This window comes from Bacillus sp. FSL H8-0492 (genome assembly GCF_038006145.1).
In the GTDB taxonomy this organism is placed as follows: Bacteria; Bacillota; Bacilli; order Bacillales; family Bacillaceae_G; genus Bacillus_A; species Bacillus_A mycoides.
Genome location: NZ_JBBOUP010000001.1, coordinates 5,057,950 through 5,080,885, shown reverse-complemented (window position 1 = coordinate 5,080,885; position 22,936 = coordinate 5,057,950). Strand labels below are relative to the sequence as shown.

Genomic DNA, 22,936 nt, shown 5'->3' with positions numbered 1-22,936 from the left:
TTCTGAAAATTCTTTATCAAGTTACACAGCATGAAAAACATGATAAAATAAAAATTTTGGAAAATGATTGGAATGTGTTGTCATATTTAAGATTATTTTGTAAGATTAAACTTGTTTCTTGTGAACGAATATAGAACTGAATTATTAAAAATGAAAAATGTAAGATTTATATGTTATAATTTTTCCTATGTGTAAATTTTAGAAAGTTGGAGGAACTTATGGAAGAAACAATTAGTCTAAAAGAGTTATTTCATATCTTAAAAAAACGTTTAGCAATGATCCTCGTAATCGCCTTTGGTGCAGCTATTGTAAGTGCTATCATTAGCTTCTTCTTCATGACACCAATCTATCAATCTTCAACGCAAATTCTTGTGAATCAGAAGAAGCAAGAGGGTACAATGATTCAAGCCGGTGAAATACAAACAAATATTCAATTAACGAATACATATAAGGTTATTATTAAAAGTCCAGTAATCTTAGATCAAGTGAATGAAAAATTAAATTTAAATATGACAGCGCAAGCTTTAACAGGAAAGATTAATGTTGCGAATGAAAAAGATTCACAGGTCATTTCTGTTACAGCTGAGGATAAAGATCCAAAAGTAGCTCGTGATATTGCAAATGCAACTGCGGATGTATTTAAAGGTGAAGTTGCTAAAATTATGAATGTCGATAACGTAACTGTATTATCAAAAGCAGAAGTTGCGGAAAATCAATCTCCAATTAAACCACGCCCGATGTTAAACGTAGCAATTGCTTTCGTTGTTGGATTAATGGCTTCAGTTGGTCTTGCATTCTTACTAGAATACTTAGATAACACAGTGAAAAAAGAAGAGGATGTAGAAAACTTACTTGGCTTACCAGTGTTAGGTATTGTAGCTCGTATGGATGAAGAAACAATGAACGTGAAATCGCATGCGCCATCATCAAGAAAAGTGAGGGGACAGACAATTGGTTCTTAATAGTTTATTTAAAAAGAAAAAAAATCATCGTCAACGTCGTCAACTGATTGCTCATCAACAACCGAAATCACCAATTTCAGAACAATATCGTAATATTCGAACGAATATTGAGTTTGCATCTGTTGATACAAACTTGCATTCACTTATGGTAACATCTGCGAACCCAAGTGAAGGGAAAACGACAACGACAGCGAATATGGCAGTTGTTTTTGCTCAACAAGGAAGGAAAGTATTATTAATTGATGCAGATATGCGTAAACCAGCGATGCATCAAATGTTCCAAGTAGACAATATTGTCGGATTAACGAATGTATTAACGCATAGTCAACGTTTAGAGAAGTGTATACAAACGACAAATGTAGATAATTTACACTTTTTAGCGTGCGGCCCAATCCCACCAAATCCAGCGGAATTATTAGGTTCGAAATCGATGCAAGAGCTTCTTGCTCAAGCATATAGTATGTACGATTTAGTTATTTTTGATTTACCACCAATTTTAGCTGTAACAGACGCACAAATTATGGCGAATGTATGTGATGCATCTATTCTTGTCGTTCGTAGTGAATCGACAGAAAAGGAAACAGCGGTAAAAGCAAAAGGATTATTAGAATCTGCAAAAGGTAAATTGTTAGGTGTTGTTCTAAACGATCGTGAACGTGAGCAAGGCTTATATTATTATTACGGTGCGAACTAATTAAAAAGTGAGATATGCTAAGAACATATCTCCTTTTTTCCTTTGAATATGAGATATATCTCATATTCAAAGGAAAAAAGATTTCTATACGAGGGGGCGGATGAGAAGAATGATTGATTTACATTGTCACATTTTACCTGGCATCGATGACGGAGCACAAAGCGTAACAGATAGTTTAGCGATGGCGCAAAAGGCTGTACAAGAAGGAATTCATACAATTGTCGCTACACCACACCATCAAAATGGAAAATATGTAAACGAACGTACTTCTATTATTCATCAAGTGAAACAATTAAATGATGAACTACAACAAAATGAAATTCCACTCAAAGTTTTACCAGGGCAAGAGGTCAGATTATATGGTGACTTACTTGAAGACTATGAGGCTGGTAAAATCGTTACTTTAAACGAAACGAATAAATACATATTAATTGAGTTTCCATCTAATCATGTACCTCGCTATGCAGAACAACTATTATATGAACTACGCGTTAAAGGGATGATCCCAATTATCGTTCATCCAGAACGCAATGCCGAGTTAATCGAGCGGCCAGATAAGTTATATAACCTTGTAAATAAAGGTGCATTAACACAAGTGACGGCAGGAAGTCTCTTAGGGAAATTCGGAAAAAAGATTAAGAAATTTTCACTACAACTTGTTGAGCATAACTTAACACACATGATCGCATCAGATGCACATAACACGACATCAAGAGATTTCCATTTAGGAGAAAGCTACGAATTAATCGGAAAAGAATTCGGAATGAACGTTATGAGTGATTTAAAAGAAAATCCGTATTTATTAATTAGCGGAAAAACAATTTATAAAGAAGATCCAGAACAAATTCGTCGTAAAAAATTGTTCGGTATTTTTTAATTGAAGAGTTTGGGTGATGTCTCCTAACCATTATCAATGGGGGCACTCGGTTGTGCTGTGGGTAGAAATTTTTATTTCTTGCCTACCTTAGACGCTTGTCGTCGGGAGTATGATGTGAGGTTGGGTTAGATGCCCATAGTTTATTTATACTTAGAAACTCTACCTATGGAGTTATAAATATGACTCTATGGGTAGGGTTTTTGTTATCTCTACATATAGATAAATCAATGTTGGGGGGGAATAGATTTGAAAAAAGTAAGAAAAGCGATTATCCCAGCTGCGGGACTGGGAACGAGGTTTTTACCAGCAACGAAAGCAATGCCGAAAGAAATGTTACCTATCGTTGATAAACCGACAATTCAATACATAGTAGAAGAAGCGATAGAATCAGGAATCGAAGATATTATTATTGTTACTGGTAAAGGAAAACGTGCGATTGAAGATCACTTTGATCATTCTTTTGAGTTAGAACAAAATCTACTTGAAAAAGGAAAGCATGAAGTACTTGAAAAAGTACAAGCTTCTTCGAAAATTAACATTCATTACATAAGACAAAAAGAACCAAAAGGTTTAGGGCATGCAGTATGGTGCGCACGTAAATTTATTGGAAACGAGCCATTTGCGGTATTACTTGGTGATGATATTGTTCAAGCAGAAACACCATGTTTACGCCAACTAATGGACCAGTATGAAGGAACACAATCATCCGTTATTGGTGTACAAACAGTGCCAGAAAACGAAACACATCGTTACGGTATTATTGATCCAGTTGAACGAAATGATCGCCGCTATCAAGTGTGTCAATTTGTAGAGAAGCCAGCAGAAGGCACAGCGCCATCCAATTTAGCGATTATGGGACGTTACGTATTAACACCAGAAATTTTTACATTCCTTGAAAATCAACAAACAGGTGCTGGTGGAGAAATTCAATTAACAGATGCAATTCAACGATTAAATGAAATTCAGCGAGTATTTGCTTATGATTTTGAAGGTATTCGTTATGATGTTGGAGAGAAGTTTGGGTTTATTAAGACGACAATTGAGATGGCACTTCAAAATGAAGAATTGAAAGCAGATTTAATGAAATACATGACGAAACTTATAAAAAAAGATGAGGTACATTCATAAGAGAATGTCCTTTTTTATTATCAATAAGAGACAAGTTATATAAAGAAGGGAATAGGTATATTGAGTTATCGAAAGCGGCTCTCATTATTAATTTTATTAGATTCATTTATTGTATTAACTGCCGTGTATTTAAGTTATTGGTTTGTACACCCCAATGTATTAAGTAAAATTCCTACGACAGTTATTATTAGTTCCATTACATTATTATGTAGTCATCATATTTTTGCATCTATGTATAAGTTATATAATAAAGCGTGGGAATATGCGAGCATTGGGGAATTAAAGCAAATATTTAAGGCGATTACATTATCGATTCTGGTAACAGCAATCGTGCAACAAATTATAAATCATGATATTTATGTTCGAATTTTAGCAATCGCATGGATGTTACATTTACTATTAATCGGTGGTTCTCGTTTTGTATGGCGTATGTTCCGTGATACTTATATTAGTAAGGATGCGAATAAAAAACGAACATTGATTGTTGGAGCTGGTTCAGCAGGGACTATGGTAATAAGACAGTTACTACATAATAAGGAAGCTGATTTGTATCCAATTGCGTTTGTTGATGATGATAGAAATAAACAAAAATTAGAGATTTATAATGTGCCAGTTGTTGGTACAACAAATCATATTCAAGAAATTGTAGAAGACAATGACATAGAGCATATTATTATCGCAATCCCTTCATTAAAGAGAAATCAAATAAACGAAATTTTTGAGAAGTGTAGAAAAACTAAGGCGAAAACTCAAATTGTACCGATGCTAGAAGATCTTTTAGATGGTAAAGTTTCAGTTAATGAATTCCGTGATGTGCAAGTAGAGGATTTATTAGGAAGAGAACCAATTCAATTAGATGATGCGGGAATTGGAGAAAAGATTGCAGGTAAAACAATTTTAGTAACAGGTGCTGGTGGATCGATTGGATCAGAAATTTGTCGTCAAGTGATGAAGTATAAGCCTGCCAAAATTGTTCTTTTAGGACATGGTGAAAATAGTATTTATAATATTGAAATGGAAATGAGAGTTACTTACAAAGATGCAGTGGAAATTACGACTGAGATTGCTGATGTACAAGATCGACATAAAATCTTTGAAATAATGAAAAAGCATCAACCATATATCATATATCATGCAGCTGCGCATAAGCATGTACCTTTAATGGAACGTAATCCTGAAGAGGCTGTAAAAAATAATATTTTTGGTACGAAAAATGTAGCGGAAGCGGCTGATACGTTTAAAGTAAATACCTTTGTAATGGTTTCTACGGATAAAGCAGTAAATCCTACAAATGTAATGGGAGCAACAAAACGCTTTGCTGAAATGCTTGTGCAACACATGGCAGCAGTTAGTAGTAATACAAGCTTTGTAGCGGTTAGGTTTGGTAACGTCCTTGGGAGTAGGGGAAGTGTAATCCCATTATTTAAGAAGCAAATTCAAAAAGGTGGGCCTGTAACAGTCACTCATCCTGATATGATTCGTTACTTTATGACAATACCAGAAGCTTCGAGGTTAGTTATTCAGGCGGGCACGTTAGCTAGAGGTGGGGAATTGTTCGTACTTGATATGGGAGAGCCGGTAAAGATTGTTGATTTAGCTAAAAATTTAATTACGCTTTCGGGTTATTCAATTGAAGAAATCGGAATTGAATTTACTGGATTAAGACCAGGCGAAAAAATGTATGAAGAATTATTAAATGAAGGTGAGATTCACCCGGAACAAATATTCCCTAAAATTCATATAGGAAAAGCTGTTCTAATAGATCAAGAAATTTTAAGAGGCTTTATAAATGATTTCGAAAAAATGGATGAAAAGGATATAAAAAATAGACTTTTAGATATTGCAAATAATGAAACTCAGATAGACGTCTAAACTCAAGAGTAGATAAAAACTTATGCTAATTATTAGTATAAGTTTTTATCTTTTATATGCAGATATATAAATTATATTGGAGTTAAATACAGGAAGGAAGAGTTTAAATGATTGCTACGAAAGAAAGAAATATACCATTTTCTCCACCGGATATTACAGATGCGGAGATTGAAGAAGTTGTAAGAGCAATGAAGTCGGGATGGATTACAACAGGACCTAGGACGAAAGAATTAGAAAAGAGAATAGCTGAATATATTGGTGTAGATAAAGCGGCTTGCTTAAATTCTGCAACAGCAGCTATGGAGCTAACGCTCCGTATTCTAGGTGTTGGACCTGGTGACGAGGTTATTACTTCGGCATATACGTATACAGCATCTGCTTCTATTATTGACCATGTAGGTGCAAAAGTTGTATTAGTTGATACAGCACCAGATTCATTTGAAATGGACTATGAAAAACTTGCTGAGGCGATTACAGAGAAAACAAAGGTAATTATTCCTGTTGATATTGCAGGGAAAATGTGTGATTACGATACTATATATAAAGTAGTAGAGAGCAGAAAAGAATTATTTAAACCTAACAATGATATTCAGAGTTTATTTAATAGAGTAATTGTAATGACAGACGCTGCTCATGCTTTTGGAGCTGAAAGAAATGGCATGAAATGTGGAGAAATTGCAGATTTTACTTGTTACTCTTTTCATGCTGTAAAGAATTTTACAACAGCTGAAGGTGGCGCAGTGGTTTGGCGAAATAATCTAGGACTGAATGATGAATGGCTTTACAAACAATTTATGCTATATAGCCTTCATGGTCAATCTAAAGATGCTTTAGCTAAAACTCAAAAAGGTGCATGGGAGTATGATATAGTTTATCCAGCTTATAAGTGTAACATGACAGATATTATGGCTGCCATTGGACTAGTTCAGTTAAATAGGTATGAAAAACTGATGAATAGACGTCGAGAAATTATTGAGATGTATGATAATGCCTTATTACCTTTGGGAATTAAAAGTTTGAAACATTATGGGGAGGGATTCACTTCGTCAGGTCATCTATATTTAGCGCGAATACCTAATATTGAGGAATTTGAAAGAAATGAAATAATTGTTAAGATGGCCGAAATGGGCGTATCGAGTAATGTTCATTATAAACCATTACCAATGTTAACGGCGTATAAAAATTTAGGTTTTGATATTAAAGATTACCCTAATGCTTATAGTATGTATAAAAATGAGATTACATTACCACTTCATACTTTACTAAATGATGAGGATATAGAATATGTGTGCGATACGTTAACTAAGGCATTAAATATGTAAATTAAATCATAAATTAAAATATAATTCAGGAGGTACGAAATGATAGTATTAATAGGTGCTACAAGTTTTATTGGTGTATATACAGTTCAGGAATTATTAAAGCAAAAATGTGAGATTATTGTAACTGGTAGAAATGATAGGTTTAAGGATTATTATGAAGGTCTTGGCGTTAAGTATATAAATCTGGACTTAACCAATAAAGAGGACTTTAGCAAATTACCTACAGATGGAGTCGAGGGGGTAATTCTCTTAGGTGGGTTATTACCTGCTAATGCTCCAGTCAATCTGGATGAGGCGGAGAATGCAGCGGATTATTTTGCTATAAATACTATTGGAACGATAAATGTACTAGAATATTGTAGGACAAATAATATAAAACGTGTCATTTCAACCTGCTCGTATGCGGATGTATATAATTCTTGGAATGAAAATCGCCCGTTAACCGAGGATGAACCAAGAGGTTTTATATATAAAGGCGATCATGCTGCATATGTTATGTCAAAAAATGCAGCGACAGATATTATGGAATATTATAATCAACAACATGGAATGTCAAACGCAGTGTTTAGATTACCACCGGTTTATGGTGTGGGACCCCATGGATCTTTATATATCAATGGAACCTATGTGAAATCAGGCCTACAGGTATTTATAGATCAAGCAGTTGTAGGAGATGATATTACGATTTATGGTAATAAAAATTTGAGTAGGGATGTTGTATACGTTAAAGATGTAGCGCATGCCTTTTATTTAGCGATGAACAGTAATGAAACATCGGGATTATATAATATGACATCAGGAAAAGCAGTAACACTCCAGCGACAAGTTGAGGTGATTTCGAAAGTCTTCGCCACTTCACCTGATAGAGAATCGAAGATAAAGTATAAACCGGAAATCCAGAATAATACACCATCCTATATTTTTAGTATGGAAAAAGCGAAAAGGGACTTTGGATTTGTTCCAATGTATTCTGATTTTGAATTTATGATGACAGATTATAAAAAAGATTTGGATGAAAATAAATTTAAGAATCTATTTAAATATTAAGCGGAGGAACAAATATGTATAAAGTAATTAAAAGAATATTGGGTTTCATCTTCTCACTGATATTGATGCCATTTATTCTGCTACTCATTATTATTGTTGGCATGGCAATAAAAATTGAAGATAGAGGACCGGTATTTTATTTTGCTGACCGAATCGGAAAGGGTGGCAAAATATTCAAAATGTTTAAATTCCGATCGATGAAGGTGAATGCTCCGGATATACGCATGGAAGATGGTTCTACTTATAATTCTGATAATGATGAAAGGGTTACAAAGGTGGGGAAATTTCTTAGAAAAACGAGCATTGATGAAATTCCTCAGGCTATAAATATTTTAAAAGGTGATATGGCTTTTGTTGGTCCTAGGCCAGACTCAGCAATGTGGTTAAACAACTATACAAAAGAAGAAAGAATTATACTCAAAGTTAGACCGGGAATTACGGGGTATAATCAAGCGATTAATCGAAATTCTGTAGGTACTAAGGAAAAGATAAAAAATGATATTATTTACGTACAGAATGTATCATTTTTATTTGATATAAAAATTTTAATCATGACTGTAAAAAGTGTACTTTTATCTAAAAATATTTATAGAGAAGGCAAAAATGATATTGATAAAAAAGAAGTTAGTGATGAAATGAAATAGACAGAATTAGCATCTGAGTAATTGAGGGTTTCAGTATTTAGATTGTATGTATTAGTAAACAGGAGGCTCAGTATGAAAAAAATCATGATTCTTGGAGCAAGTGTTTTACAGCTTCCCGCTATATTGAAGGCTAAAGAAATGGGTTTATATGTTATTGCAGTTGATATGGATAAAAACGCTATTGGATTTAAATATTCTGATGTGAGTGAAGTTATCAGCACAATAGATGTTTCAGGGGTGGTAGAGGTAGCGAAGAAACACAATATTGATGGAGTAATGACTTTAGCTAGCGATATGCCAATGCAAACAGTTGCTGCTGTTGCGAAAGAATTAAAGATTGTTGGGGTGAGTACAGACACTGCCCTAAAAGCAACAAACAAAGCCTTTATGAGAGAGTCATTAGCTGAGTACAATGTTCCTATCCCTTTATTTTTTAGAGTTTCTTCAAAAAAAGATTACCTGAAAGCAATAAAAATGTTCGGAAGTAGATACATTGTAAAACCTGTGGATAATTCTGGTAGCAGAGGTGTATTTTTAATCGAAGATTTTAAAGATACAGACCTTATTGAAAATGCATTTGAATACAGTAAAAGATACTCAAGAAGTGGGGAAATTATTGTCGAAGAATACATGATTGGTGAGGAGATAAGTGTTGAGACACTTAGTGTTGATAACGAGGTGCATGTTATTGCTATTACCGATAAAATAACCACGGGTGCTCCTTACTTTGTTGAGATGGGGCACTCTCAGCCGACCCGCTATAATAATGAGATGAAAAAAAGAATTGTGGAAGTTGCCTGTATGGCGGTTAAAGCAATTGGAATAAAAAACGGACCAGCACATACTGAAATGAAAATCACAGCTGATGGCCCGAAAGTTATAGAAATTGGTGCAAGGCTGGGCGGAGATAATATTACAACTCACTTGACGCCTTTATCTACAGGAGTTGATATGGTTGAGTGCTCTATCAAAATTGCCTTGGGTGAAAAACCAAGCTTAGGTGCTAAATATAGCAAAGGATCTGCTATCAGATATTTTAAAACTGAAGTGGGTATATTGAAATCTATTAACGGAATAGAAAATGCAAAAAAAGTTGAAGGTGTGAAGCAGATTAACTTTGTGAAAGAAATGGATGATGAAATCGGAGAAATCAACAGTAGCTTAAGTAGAATAGGATTTATTATAACTACGGGTGATACTGCTAAAGATGCTGTTAATATTTGTGATAAAGCAATGAAATTAATTGATATTGCAGTTGTTAAGGGAGAATAATTAGATGAATATTTTGATAACAGAATCTGGTACAAGATTCGCAAAAGGTTATCGTTTTGAATTATATAAAAGAATTCGCGAAATGGGACACACTGTATGTTTTTTAGACCAAAATATTAATGAGGTATATGTTGATAAAGATGGTGATAAGCACATACCTTTAAAGGATTTTGCTTCAAGGGGTAATAAGAATCCTTTGAAAGAATTAAAGTTTATCAAAGCACTTAAGAAAATATTTGAAAATGAAAAAATTGATTGTCTTCTTGTATATGGAATGAAAATTATTCCTGCCATGTCTATTGCAGCTAAGTTGGCAGGAGTGAGAAAGCGTGTTTGTGTTATTAATGGAGTAGGCACGCTATTTATGAGTAACAACTTTAGGGTTAAATTATTGCGCTTAATTGCATTCCCTATGTTAAGAATTGCGTTCAGTAGTTCTGATAAAATTCTTGTTCAAAATCAAGATGATTACGAGCTGTTAATTAAGTCCAAATTATTGCCTAAAAAGAAAGCCGGTAGAACTAATGGATCAGGGGTAAATGTGGAGCAGTATCCCGTAGTACCTTTGCATCCAGAAAATGATTTTTTACTTATAACAAGAGTTACTGGTACTAAAGGGATACATGAATTTATTGATGCAGCAAGTATGGTAAAAAAACAGTATCCATCTGCAAATTTTCATTTGGTGGGACCAAAGGACGATTGGGATAAAAGTATTGATTGGGTTAAGGTGAATTCGGCAATTGCTAAAGGAATAATTACTTATCATGGAGCAACAAAGGATGTGTCTTCTTTTATTAGGAAGAGTAGAGCTTTCGTGTTTCCATCTTTTTATAGAGAAGGCGTACCAAGGGCCGTTTTAGAAGCTATGTCAATGGGAAGACCTATTATCACTACAGATTCTCCAGGTTGTAGGGAAACGGTTAAAGATGGTATTAACGGATTTTTAGTGGAGCCAAGAAATCCTAAGGTATTGGCAGAAAAAATATGTTGGATGATTGAAAACCCTGATGTTGTGGTGGAAATGAGTAGTGAATCGAGGAAGATAGCTGAAGAGAAGTTTGATATTAATAAGGTGAATCAGATAGTTATATCTACTATTTTTAATTAGTGACTCCTTTTTAATATAGATTGAGAGAGAATGGTGTGTATGAATAGAATATCAATATATGTTAGGAATAAAGAGCTTACCCCTTCAAGTTATTATCGAATTGTCCAATATGCAGATGGACTCGAAGGGCAAGTCTTTATTCGAGAAATTGCTCCAAAGTCAATTTATAAGTTAAAACGTAATAACTCGTCTAAAAATATTGTTTTAAGGAGTCTAATTGACTGCTTGTATTATCTAGTAATGCTTATTCGAGTATCTTATTTTTTAATCATAGATAATCTTAGATTACCCAATTATGTAATCGTATCTAAAACTTTTTGTCCTAGATATAGTCCATTATATCTGTTGTGGTTGATTAAGTTGCTCACAAAAAGAACAAAATTATATTGGGATTTTGATGATTACATTTTTATAAGCGGTGAGATATCTAATAGACAAAAAAACATATTGGAACTATATAGTAAGAATATTATTGTAACTAATAATTTTCTAAAGGAGAAAATAAATCCTGCCTTCAAAAAAAAAGTACAACTTATGCCAACTACTGATGGAGATTTACAAGGTTTTAATCCAGTCCAACTTATGGAAAATAGAATTAATACCTATAGTGATGAAATCAGATTAGTGTGGGTGGCTACAAGTGGTAATATTAGACATCTCCTCCGAATAATTGATGCTTTGGATGATGCAGCAGAAAAATTATTTCAGGCATCAAGTAAGAAATTAATACTAACAATCGTATGTGATAAACCAATTAATTGTGAGACTAGAAGTTTAGCTATTAGAAATATTACATGGACAAGAGATATCGCTAAGAAAGAGATATATAATGCACATATCGGAATCATGCCATTAATTAATGGTGCATATACCAAAGGAAAAGGTGGATTTAAACTAGTGCAGTATATTTCTACTGGTCTACCAGTTATTGCATCAGATGTTGGATATAATGAAGAGGTTGTGGATGGGAAATGTGGCATTTTAGTTGAGGATAATGAAAATCCTAAACTATGGATGGACGCGATTTTGGAATTATCCATGGAACCAATAAAATGGCGCGAATTTAGCAAATGTGCATACGCTAAATGGTCGGATGAATTTTCTTTTTCTGATAATATGAACAGCTGGAATAAACTCATCCAAAAATAGTTGATTAAGATTAGGTATATAAGTTTAAATTTCTGAGATGAAATAAAGAATATGAATTGAGGATAAGTAATGAAAGTATCAGTGGTAATGACGACTTATAACGGTGAGAAATATGTATATGAACAACTGAATTCTATATATGGACAGACACAACCTCCGAATGAAGTAATTATCTGTGATGATTGTTCTACTGATAAAACAGCTCAAATTATTAATGAATTTATTGAAAAGCACAATTTGAAGAATTGGATATTCTCTGTGAATCAAGAGAATAAAGGTTGGCAAAGAAATTTTCTTGAAGCAATGGAAAAAGCAACAGGAGATATTTTATTTCTTTGTGATCAAGATGACGTGTGGTTAAATGATAAAATTGAATGTATGGCTAATGCAATTAAAAGTAATGATAAAATCAAGTGTTTAGCGGGTAATATAGTGACCATTGATGAAAATGGAGAGGTTTTTAATAATAAACATGGATATTCGTTAGGGGATAATACCAATGTAGTAACAAAAATACCTTTTGCTAAAAATTTTAATACAATTACTATATTAGGTTGTTCATTATGCTTGACAAGAGAGGTTGCAGAGATAATTAGAGAACTGAATGTTAAAAATTATAGTCACGATTCACAGACTTGCAGATTAGCAACTCTTCTTGATGGTATGTATTTAATTGATAAAAGAGTAATTAAGTATCGCATTCATAATAGTAATACGAGTGGGGTAGCGGCAGGGATCGGATTTGGTTCCGCAAATACAGATAAGCGAATACGCACAATAAAGGAAAATATTCAATGGCTAGAAGCTTTATTAAATTATTATAAATCTACTAGTGAATTATCCAGTGATAAGTTAAGTGTAATTTTAAAAACGAAGGAGATGCAAGAAAGGCGATGTGTTTTTCTTGCATCGAGGAATGTATTTCATTATATTAAATTGATCAAATATAAGGACTATTATTCGAGCGTTTCAATGCTAATAGGCGATTTTGCATATTGTTATGGAATTAATAAGTGGGCGGGAAAGATTCTTTGGTTTTTAAAGAAACGGCATTAAGGGCCTCGAAAAATTGAATTATGGCGTTCTAAGATATTATGATAACATCTTGAATCCGTATAGAAAAGAGTATGATACACAAGCTGTAGTGCTACTAGTTTTATTATTTGGAAATCTCTTTAGCACGTAAGTAATGTATCTCTCGTTTTAAGCGCTATAAAGGGGAGGTTCTATGATAAATATATATATGTATATTTTTATTATGCTTGTGATTACGGCTATATCTTTATATATTTTTAAAGATGTGCTATCACCAGCTTTTTTATTTTGTTTACCGTGGATGTTGAGTTTTATCGGACTTACGATGTCTGATTACTTAGAGTCACCTAATAGTTTTATGTATTTTTACATAATTCTAGGGGCAATCGTTTTTATTGCTGGATTTGGACTAGCAATGGCTAATACAAATTTAGGAAGGCGATATGTTACTTCGACAGAAATTTATGCTTTTAAACCAGTAATGTTTAAGTTATTAATATTCTTTGAAGCACTAATAACTCTCTACTTATATTATATACATTATGTATACGTTAGGGGGCATTATACAATAAGCATATACCAGAGTGTACGACAGGGACTAGCTAATGATACGCTTGTGATACCAGGATATTTAATCTATGCCCGAAGTATCATAATTATATTAGCAGTTTGCATGTTGATAATGTATTTTAATATTCAGGAAGTTCAGAAAAGGGACTATCGAAAGATATTAATTATTCAGTTTGTGTTAGCTATTCTAAACCTTTCATTGACAATGACAAGGAACGGAATACTTATGTCCACTTTACCAATGTTAATTGCATTTTTAATTTGTAAAAACTTTAATAATAGGCAGACGATAAAATATGCGATGCGTTTTTTGATTTTATTTTTAGTGTTTTTCTCAGTAATAGCCATCATGAAAGTGTCATATTTGACTCAATATGATACTTATTCAAGTTTATTAATGAACCAGTTTGCATTATACATGTCAGGTTCATTAGTTGCATTTGAAAAATTGGTTGCAAGCTCAAGTGACTATCTGTATGGGCAAAATACATTTCGATTTTTGTACGCTATTTTTAACAAGTTGTTTGGAACCGGTGAGGTACAAGAGTTAGTACAAGATACCGTTGCAATAAGCGATAAGCAAGGTACAAATGTATATACTTTTTATCAATACTACTTCAAAGATTTTGGGTTGTTATATGCATTACTTGTTCAGTTTTTTGTTGGGATTTTTCACGGTATTCTTTACAGGAAAATGTTATCTAAAAGACCTATTAACATTTTCTTCTTTTCTATAATGATTTATCCATTGGTGATGCAATTTTTCCAGGATCAGTACATTTCACTATTTTCAACATGGCTTCAACACTTGGTGGTAGGTTGGCTATTTTTTAATTCTAACCTATTTGTTGTTAGAGTGAATAATGACCAAAAGATATTGCAATATAATCAGCAATGTCAATTAACATCTATTAAGTTTAGTGGAGTGGACAATAGATAAGATGAAAAATAAAATTATTAAAAATATATTTTATGCTTTTATGGCACAGGGTATTTCTCTCTTATTAAGTATTACAATGTCTTTAATTGTTCCGAAATTTTTGGGCGTGGAAGAATATAGTTATTGGCAGCTATATGTTTTTTATGTTGGCTATGTAGGATTTTTCCATTTAGGTCTAAATGATGGAATATATTTGAGATTGGGTGGAGAGAAGTACGAGCATATAAATTATTCGCTAGTAGGAACTCAGTTCAAACTTTCAATGATATTTCAGTCCGTATTCTCGTGTAGTGTTATAGTGGCAACTAGTATTTTTATGGAAGACCCAAACAGGAGGTTTATACTGATATTCGCGGCAATCTATTTAGTTATATCAAACGCTACGCTATTTATGGGCTATATATTTCAAGCTGTAAATCAAACAAAAATCTTTTCATTATCCGTTATTATTGATCGTGTTATTGTATTGGCGTCAATAATGATACTAATAGTGTTTCGTGTTGACGATTTTAAACCGTTTATCATTGTATATTTATCTAGTAAATTGTTCGGATTTATTTATTGTGTGTATCTTGGAAGGAAAATTGTTTGGGCGAGCTGGTATGGTACAAAAAAAAGTCTTAAAGAAATGTGGATTAATATATCAGTTGGAATTAATTTGGTATTAGCTAATATTTCTAGCATGCTTATTCTTGGAAACGGTCGAATGATAATAGATAAGATATGGGGAGTAACAGCTTTTGGTAAGATATCCCTATCGTTATCTTTAACAAACTTCTTTCTAGTATTTATTGCTCAAGTAAGTATGGTCCTGTTTCCAGCATTAAGGCAAGTAGATGAAGAGCGGTTAAAAGAAATCTACTTTATTACTAGGAATATATTAGGGTTCTTTTTACCAATTATATTCTTGGGATATATCCCTATGAAATATTTATTAGGATTATGGTTACCAGAGTATAAAGAAAGTTTACAATATCTAGCATTGTTACTTCCTTTATGTACATTTGACGGGAAGATGCAATTACTTTGCAATACGTATTTTAAGGTGTTACGGAAAGAGAAAAGATTGTTAATTAATAATATTCTATCCATGGTTTTAAGTATAATATTATGTCTTATTGGCGGTTATTTGTTCAATAGTATGCATTTTATTATTATTTCATTAGTTGTTTCAATAGCAGTGAGAAGCATAATTTCAGAATTGTATTTAGCAAAACTTATGAATGTAAATATTATTAGTAGCATTATAGGAGAAGTAATGCTAGTTGTAATTTTCATGGCTTGTTCATGGTATTTGAATCCAGTAACAGCATTTTTCATATTTACTGGAGTCTATATGATTTACTTAATAATAAACTATAAAAAATTAAAACAATGTATATCTGTATCTCTAAAATTAAGAAGATAGATGTTATTTTAGAGAGAAGTATTAATGAAAAGAGAGGTAAGAAAAATGAAAGGTATAATTTTAGCGGGAGGCAGCGGTACTCGCCTATACCCATTAACAATGGTTACAAGTAAACAATTACTTCCTATTTATGATAAACCAATGATTTACTATCCACTATCAACATTGATGTTAGCTGGAATTCGTGAAATTTTAATTATTTCAACACCGGAGGATACACCAAGATTTAAGGATTTGTTAGGTGATGGTTCGCAATTTGGTATTTCTCTTCAATATAAGGTACAACCAAGCCCAGATGGTTTAGCGCAGGCATTTATTATCGGTGAAGAATTTATAGGTGATGATTCTGTTGCTATGGTATTAGGAGATAACATTTATTATGGTAGTGGGCTTCGCAAAATGTTACAGCATGCGGCACAAAAAGAAAATGGTGCTACAGTATTTGGATACCATGTAAATGATCCAGAGCGCTTTGGTGTAGTTGAGTTTGATCAGAACGGGAAAGTATTAAGTGTGGAAGAAAAGCCTGAGGAACCAAAATCAAATTATGCAATCACTGGGTTGTATTTCTATGATAATCGTGTGGTTGAAATTGCAAAGAATGTTAAGCCATCAGCGCGTGGAGAATTAGAAATTACTTCTATCAATGAGGCGTACTTAAATAGTGGGGAATTAGATGTTGAATTACTAGGTCGTGGCTATACATGGTTAGATACAGGTACACATCAAAGTCTTGTGGATGCCACTAACTTTGTAAAAACAGTTGAGGACCATCAAGGAATTAAAATCGCAGCTCTTGAAGAGATTGGATATATTAATGGGTGGATTAGTAAAGAAACTCTAATTGAATCAGGCGATCAGTGCTCTAAAAATGGCTATGGTCAATATTTATTAAAAGTAGCAAACGGTAGCATTAAATACTAATCTGGAGTGAACGTAATGAAGGTTATTGATACAATTTTATTAGGTGTAAAAGTAATTGAACCAACAGTTTTTGGAGATCATCGTGGTTGGTTTATGGAAACATATAGTGATAAAGCAATGAAAGAAGCAGGAATTGATTTGCAATTTGTACAAGATAATCAATCGTTCTCTGCAACAAAAGGAACACTTCGTGGTTTACACTATCAGTTAAATCCTAAAGCACAAACTAAGCTTGTGCGTTGTACACGTGGATCAATATTTGATGTAGCAGTCGATATTCGTAAGGGAAGTCCTACATACGGTCAATGGTTCGGTATTGAGCTAAGTGCAGAAAATAAAAAACAGTTATTAGTTCCAAAAGGATTTGCACATGGATTTATGACATTAACAGATGATGTTGAGGTTCAGTATAAAGTTGATGAATTATATGCTCCTGAATGTGATCGAGGCATTGTTTGGAACGACGCTGAAATTGGTGTTGAGTGGCCAATGGAAATTCAACCAGTATTATCTGAAAAGGATGAAAAAGCACCTTCATTAAAAGAAGCAGAAACTAACTTTGTATACGGGGAGTAAAAAAATGAAAATTTTAGTAACCGGTTATAATGGTCAGCTTGGATATGACGTAGTAAAACGTGGAGAGAAGCAAGGACTAGAAATGCAAGGTATTGGAATAGAGGATTTAGATATTACAAATGAATCTGCGGTTTACGAATTCGTAGATAACGTAAAACCAGATGCAATTATTCATTGCGCAGCATACACGGCTGTTGATAAATCTGAAGATGATAAAGACCTTTGTTGGAATGTTAACGTAGACGGCACAAACTACCTTGCTACAGCAGCGGAAAAATTAAATGCTAAATTTGTTTATATTAGTACAGATTATGTATTTGATGGAGAAGGAACTCATACATTTGTAGAAACTGATGCACCTAATCCGGTTGGGTACTATGGTTTAACAAAGTATGAGGGAGAAAAAGTTGTTAGAAGTCTAATAGATAACAATTTTATTGTTCGTATTTCATGGGTATTTGGAATTAACGGAAACAACTTTATTAAAACAATGCTTCGTTTAGGTGAAACACGTGATGAACTGAACGTTGTGGGAGATCAAATAGGTTCACCGACTTATACATATGACTTAGCTCGTTTGCTAATAGATATGGTGGTAACCAACAAGTATGGTACATACCATGCAACAAATGAAGGATTTTGTAGTTGGGCTGATTTTGCAGAAGAGATCTTTGAGATTGCTGGTAAAGACGTGAAGGTAAATAGTATTGCAACAGAAGAGTACCCTACTCGCGCGGTACGTCCAAAAAATTCGCGTATGTCCAAACAAAAACTAATCGATAATGGATTTAAACCATTACCAGCTTGGCAAGAAGCGGTAAAACATTATATTACGCAATTACAACAAGAGGTGAAATAAGGTGGAAAAAAAGAAAGTATTAGTAACAGGTGGAGCAGGTTTTATCGGAGGAAATTTTGTACAGTATATGGTAAATAAATATCCAGATTACCATATTGTAAATTTAGATGTATTGACATATGCGGGGGATTTAACAAAGCATAAGGATATTGAAGCGAAAGACAATTATTCATTTGCTAAGGTCGATATTGTAGACCGTCAAGCAGTAAATAATCTATTTGAAAAAGAAAACTTTGATTATATTGTACATTTTGCTGCAGAGAGTCATGTGGACCGTTCCATTGCGGAGCCTGAAGTATTTATTAATACAAATGTATTAGGAACGCAAGTACTATTAGATGCTGCAAAAAAGTATGATATTACTAAATTTGTTCATGTATCAACAGATGAAGTATACGGTGAATTGGATTTTGATCCAACTACATTCTTTACAGAAGAAACACCATTACAACCAAATAGTCCATATAGTGCGAGTAAGGCTTCGTCTGATATGTTAGTCAGAGCGTATCACGAAACATTTGGACTACCAATTAATATTACGCGTTGTTCAAATAATTATGGACCTTTCCATTTTCCAGAAAAATTAATCCCATTAACAATTTCACGTGTATTAAATGAAGAAAAAGTACCTGTATATGGAGATGGTAAAAATATTCGTGACTGGTTACACGTTATTGATCACTGTGCTGCAATCGATTTAGTTATGCATGAGGGTGTAAATGGTGAAGTATATAATGTTGGTGGCCATAATGAACGTACAAACCTAGAGGTAGTAAAGACAATTATTGATACGCTTGGTAAATCAGAAGATTTAATTGAATTTACTCAAGATCGTTTAGGGCATGATAAGCGTTATGCAATAGATCCTACAAAACTAGAAAAATTAGGTTGGAAACCAACTTACACATTTGAGACAGGAATTGCTCAAACAATTCAATGGTATTTAGATAACAAAGAATGGTGGGAACAAATTATTAGTGGTGAATATCAGGAGTATTTTAAGGAGCAATATAGTATATAAGGCTCCTAATAAAGGAAAGAGGGCACAATTATGTACAAAATAGCAGTAGCAGGGACAGGTTATGTTGGTCTAGTAGCAGGTGTATGTTTTGCTGAAGTTGGGCATCAAGTAACTTGTGTTGATATTGATGAAAAGAAAGTAGATTTAATGAAATCAGGCATTTCACCAATCTATGAAGCTGGTTTAGAGAAATTAATGCAAAAAAATTATGCTGATGGTCGAATTAGTTATACAACGGATTATAGGTCTGCATATAAAGATGCAGATGCAATTTTTATCGGTGTAGGGACTCCAGAACAAGCTGATGGTTCTGCAAATCTTTCATATATTGCCACTGTTGCGAAACAAATTGCTGAAAGTGTAGAAAAAGATTGCCTTGTTGTTGTAAAATCTACAGTTCCAATTGGAACAAATGATAAAGTTGAGCAGTTTATTCAGGACTTTTTAGTAAATGATGTGAAAGTAGAAGTAGCATCAAATCCAGAGTTTTTAGCGCAAGGTTCTGCTGTTCATGATACGTTATATGCAGAAAGAGTTGTCATTGGTACAGAAAGTAAATGGGCTGAAGAAGTGTTAATGAACCTTTATAAGCCATTTCATTTACCTATCGTTTCAGTGAATAGACGATCAGCTGAAATGATTAAGTATGCTTCTAATGATTTTCTTGCCCTTAAAATCTCTTACATGAATGATATTGCAAATCTATGTGAGTTGGTCGGAGCAGATATTCAAGATGTTGCAAAGGGCATGAGCTTTGATGAGCGTATCGGAAGTAAATTTTTAAATGCAGGTATTGGTTTTGGGGGGTCATGCTTCCCTAAAGATACAAAGGCATTAGAATATTTAGCGAGACAAAATGGTTATGAATTAAGAACAGTAAAGGCTACAATTGATGTAAATAAAGATCAAAAGACTTTATTATATAAAAAAGCTGGCCAAAGATTAATTACTTTTAATGGGCTTAAAGTGGCAGTATTAGGATTGACATTTAAACCTGGTACGGACGATTTAAGAGAAGCTGCATCCCTAGAAAATATTCCTCTATTGTTAGAGCAAGGTGCAGATATTTATGCATTTGATCCAGTAGGTGTAAACAACTTTGCTAAAGTGTACCCAGAGGGTAAAAATAAAAATGGCAATATTACATATGTTGCTAATGTCGAAGAAGCTTTAAAAGGTGCAAACGTCTGCTTTATTTTCACAGAATGGGGAGAAGTGAAAGAATTAACTCCAGAAAATTATAAGAAGTTAATGAGAACACCCCTAGTATATGATGGAAGAAATATTTATGATGTTCCAGCGATGCAAGAGGCTGGGATAGAGTATCATTCTATCGGAAGAAAATCTACAAGTAGAGAACGTATGAGGGAGTCGGATAATATTGAATTACAAACCTCTAGATAATGATAAAGTATATCTTGTTACTGGAGCAGCAGGTTTTGTTGGATATTTCTTATCTAAGAAATTATTAGAACAAGGTTGCCAAGTAATAGGTATCGATAATATAAATGACTATTATGATGTGAATCTTAAACATGCTCGTTTGGAGCAGCTAAAGCCATATGAAAAATTTACTTTTATTAAAGGCGATATTTCTGATAAGGATACGATTACTAAGCTTTTTGAAGAGTACAAGCCAAATATTGTTGTGAACTTAGCCGCACAAGCTGGTGTAAGATATTCAATTGAAAATCCAGATGTATATATTCAAAGTAATATTATTGGTTTTTATAATATTCTTGAAGCGTGTAGACATTATCCAGTAGATCATCTTGTATATGCATCATCTAGTTCTGTTTATGGTGCTAATAAAAAGGTGCCATTTGAGGAAACAGATTTTGTGGACAATCCAGTATCACTTTATGCATCTACTAAGAAATCAAATGAGTTAATGGCACATACGTATAGTCACTTGTACAAAATTCCTGCAACTGGACTACGTTTCTTTACAGTGTATGGTCCTATGGGGCGTCCAGATATGGCTTACTTTGGATTTACTGATAAGTATTTTGCTGGGGAGCCAATCAAGATATTTAATAATGGTGATTTTGAAAATGACTTATATCGTGATTTTACTTATATAGATGATATTGTTGAAGGAATCCAACGTCTTTTAAGTAATCCACCTGAAGGTGATGTTGAACATAAAGTATTCAATATTGGAAATAATAATCCTGAAAAACTAATGGTGTTTATAGAAACGTTAGAAAAAGCACTAGGTAAAGCTTTAGGAAGAGAAGTAGCATTTGAAAAGGTATTTGAGCCTATCAAACCAGGAGATGTACCAGCTACTTATGCATCGACTGATTTATTACAAAAGGCTGTAGATTTTAAACCTGAAACTTCTATAGAAAAAGGCTTACAGGAGTTCGCTAATTGGTATGTAAAGTACTATAAAGTAAAATAATATTAATTATGCTTTCGGGAAAAAAAGCCATCAAAGGTTTAGGTTACTTAAGCATAGAATATGCTTTGATATACTGGTTATAGAATATCATTCCTAGTATAATAGACTAAATTGATATTTGTATTATCTGGAGATTTATTCAGAATGATTGAAAGAAGAGGTCTATAATAATGAAAAAGAAAATTCTATTTTGGATATTAGGAATCATAGGAGTACTAATTATAGGTGGAGGAGTATACGCTTATAATGTATATTCTAAAGTCTCAAATACATTAAATGAAGTTCATAAACCTTTAGAGCGTGATAAAAATAATAAACAAGAAGCAAAAATCAGTAAATCTGAACCAGTTTCAATCCTATTACTAGGTGCGGATGAACGTGGTGAAGATAAAGGCCGTTCAGATTCTCTAATGGTTATTACTTTAAACCCTAAAAATAATTCAATGAAAACAGTAAGTATCCCTCGTGATACATATACAGAAATCGTTGGAAAAGGTAAAAGTGATAAAATCAATCATGCCTATGCATTTGGCGGCGTTGATATGTCTGTAGCGACAGTAGAAAAATTCTTAAATGTTCCTATCAATTACTACATTGAAGTGAACATGGAAGGATTTAAAGATATTGTAGATGCAGTCGGTGGTGTAGATGTAAATAATGATTTAGAGTTTACACAAAATGGTCATCATTTTGCTAAAGGTAATATTCATTTAACAGGTGAAGAAGCACTATCATTCACACGTATGCGCTATGAGGATCCGCGCGGTGACTTCGGACGTCAAATGCGCCAACGCCAAGTAATGCAGGCTGTTATTAAGAAAGGTGCAAGCTTCTCTTCTCTAGCAAGTTATGGTGATGTATTAACAGCGATTCAAAAGAACGTGAAAACAAACTTAACGCAAGATCAAATGTTTGATATGCAAAAGAATTATAAAAATTGCCTGCAGAACAGTGAGGATATTCAAATCCCAGGTGACGGTCACAAAGCCGCTGATGGTATTTGGTACTACTATGTTCCAGATGCAGCAAAGCAAGATTTAACGAACAAGTTAAAAGCACATCTTGAATTAACGAAGTAATGTTTATTGAACCCAACCCCTTTGGAAGGAGTTGGGTTT

21 protein-coding genes are annotated in these 22,936 nt (G+C 33.4%); all 21 read left to right on the top strand.

What is annotated here, in order from left to right; genetic code table 11:
* Window positions 1-218 precede the first annotated feature (218 nt).
* Window positions 219-962 carry a YveK family protein gene (locus MHH66_RS26295; RefSeq protein WP_078184877.1) on the top strand — a complete coding sequence of 248 codons (744 nt, stop codon included), beginning with the start codon at window positions 219-221 and terminating at the stop codon, window positions 960-962.
* Window positions 952-1,656: a CpsD/CapB family tyrosine-protein kinase gene (locus MHH66_RS26290; RefSeq protein WP_078184876.1), complete on the top strand. Its 705-nt coding sequence runs from the start codon at window positions 952-954 to the stop codon at window positions 1,654-1,656. The genes MHH66_RS26295 and MHH66_RS26290 overlap by 11 nt, the downstream gene beginning before the upstream one ends.
* Window positions 1,657-1,765: 109 nt before the next feature.
* Entirely contained in the window at window positions 1,766-2,533 is a 768-nt protein-coding gene (locus MHH66_RS26285) for a tyrosine-protein phosphatase (protein WP_078184875.1), read from the top strand.
* A 246-nt stretch (window positions 2,534-2,779) separates the two neighbouring features.
* Window positions 2,780-3,661, top strand: a complete 882-nt coding sequence (gene bpsC, locus MHH66_RS26280; protein WP_078184874.1) for a UTP--glucose-1-phosphate uridylyltransferase BpsC — start codon at window positions 2,780-2,782, stop codon at window positions 3,659-3,661.
* Between the two features lie 60 nt (window positions 3,662-3,721).
* A complete protein-coding gene (locus tag MHH66_RS26275) occupies window positions 3,722-5,533 on the top strand; it encodes a polysaccharide biosynthesis protein (RefSeq protein WP_078184873.1) in 1,812 nt (603 codons plus the stop codon).
* Window positions 5,534-5,640: 107 nt separating this feature from the next.
* Entirely contained in the window at window positions 5,641-6,855 is a 1,215-nt protein-coding gene (locus MHH66_RS26270) for a DegT/DnrJ/EryC1/StrS family aminotransferase (protein WP_078184872.1), read from the top strand.
* 39 nt (window positions 6,856-6,894) lie between these two features.
* Window positions 6,895-7,902: an NAD-dependent epimerase/dehydratase family protein gene (locus tag MHH66_RS26265; protein WP_078184871.1), complete on the top strand. Its 1,008-nt coding sequence runs from the start codon at window positions 6,895-6,897 to the stop codon at window positions 7,900-7,902.
* A 14-nt stretch (window positions 7,903-7,916) separates the two neighbouring features.
* Window positions 7,917-8,546, top strand: a complete 630-nt coding sequence (locus MHH66_RS26260; RefSeq protein WP_078184870.1) for a sugar transferase — start codon at window positions 7,917-7,919, stop codon at window positions 8,544-8,546.
* Window positions 8,547-8,618: 72 nt separating this feature from the next.
* Complete coding sequence (locus MHH66_RS26255; RefSeq protein WP_207553935.1) at window positions 8,619-9,818, top strand: ATP-grasp domain-containing protein; 1,200 nt, start codon at window positions 8,619-8,621, stop codon at window positions 9,816-9,818.
* Between the two features lie 4 nt (window positions 9,819-9,822).
* Window positions 9,823-10,929 carry a glycosyltransferase family 4 protein gene (locus tag MHH66_RS26250; protein WP_078184869.1) on the top strand — a complete coding sequence of 369 codons (1,107 nt, stop codon included), beginning with the start codon at window positions 9,823-9,825 and terminating at the stop codon, window positions 10,927-10,929.
* A 39-nt stretch (window positions 10,930-10,968) separates the two neighbouring features.
* Window positions 10,969-12,078 (top strand): glycosyltransferase, encoded by a 1,110-nt coding sequence (locus MHH66_RS26245; protein WP_165689464.1) that lies wholly within the window; start codon window positions 10,969-10,971, stop codon window positions 12,076-12,078.
* A gap of 69 nt (window positions 12,079-12,147) precedes the next feature.
* The gene (locus MHH66_RS26240) at window positions 12,148-13,134 is read left to right on the top strand and encodes a glycosyltransferase (RefSeq protein WP_078184867.1); all 987 of its coding nucleotides are present in this window, start codon (window positions 12,148-12,150) and stop codon (window positions 13,132-13,134) included.
* Between the two features lie 172 nt (window positions 13,135-13,306).
* Entirely contained in the window at window positions 13,307-14,623 is a 1,317-nt protein-coding gene (locus MHH66_RS26235; protein ID WP_078184866.1) for an O-antigen polymerase, read from the top strand.
* A 1-nt stretch (window position 14,624) separates the two neighbouring features.
* Entirely contained in the window at window positions 14,625-16,031 is a 1,407-nt protein-coding gene (locus MHH66_RS26230; RefSeq protein ID WP_078184865.1) for a lipopolysaccharide biosynthesis protein, read from the top strand.
* 45 nt (window positions 16,032-16,076) lie between these two features.
* Complete coding sequence (gene rfbA, locus MHH66_RS26225; protein WP_078184864.1) at window positions 16,077-16,955, top strand: glucose-1-phosphate thymidylyltransferase RfbA; 879 nt, start codon at window positions 16,077-16,079, stop codon at window positions 16,953-16,955.
* 15 nt (window positions 16,956-16,970) lie between these two features.
* Window positions 16,971-17,531 (top strand): dTDP-4-dehydrorhamnose 3,5-epimerase, encoded by a 561-nt coding sequence (gene rfbC, locus MHH66_RS26220; RefSeq protein WP_078184863.1) that lies wholly within the window; start codon window positions 16,971-16,973, stop codon window positions 17,529-17,531.
* Between the two features lie 4 nt (window positions 17,532-17,535).
* Window positions 17,536-18,390, top strand: a complete 855-nt coding sequence (gene rfbD / locus MHH66_RS26215; RefSeq protein WP_078184862.1) for a dTDP-4-dehydrorhamnose reductase — start codon at window positions 17,536-17,538, stop codon at window positions 18,388-18,390.
* Between the two features lies 1 nt (window position 18,391).
* Window positions 18,392-19,411, top strand: a complete 1,020-nt coding sequence (gene rfbB / locus MHH66_RS26210) for a dTDP-glucose 4,6-dehydratase (RefSeq protein WP_078184861.1) — start codon at window positions 18,392-18,394, stop codon at window positions 19,409-19,411.
* 30 nt (window positions 19,412-19,441) lie between these two features.
* On the top strand, window positions 19,442-20,815 hold the full coding sequence (locus tag MHH66_RS26205) for a UDP-glucose dehydrogenase family protein (protein ID WP_078184860.1): 1,374 nt from the start codon (window positions 19,442-19,444) through the stop codon (window positions 20,813-20,815).
* A complete protein-coding gene (locus MHH66_RS26200; RefSeq protein ID WP_078184859.1) occupies window positions 20,793-21,818 on the top strand; it encodes an SDR family NAD(P)-dependent oxidoreductase in 1,026 nt (341 codons plus the stop codon). The genes MHH66_RS26205 and MHH66_RS26200 overlap by 23 nt, the downstream gene beginning before the upstream one ends.
* A gap of 170 nt (window positions 21,819-21,988) precedes the next feature.
* Window positions 21,989-22,897, top strand: coding sequence for a polyisoprenyl-teichoic acid--peptidoglycan teichoic acid transferase TagU (tagU, locus tag MHH66_RS26195; protein ID WP_078184858.1), 909 nt, complete (start codon window positions 21,989-21,991; stop codon window positions 22,895-22,897).
* Window positions 22,898-22,936 lie beyond the last annotated feature (39 nt).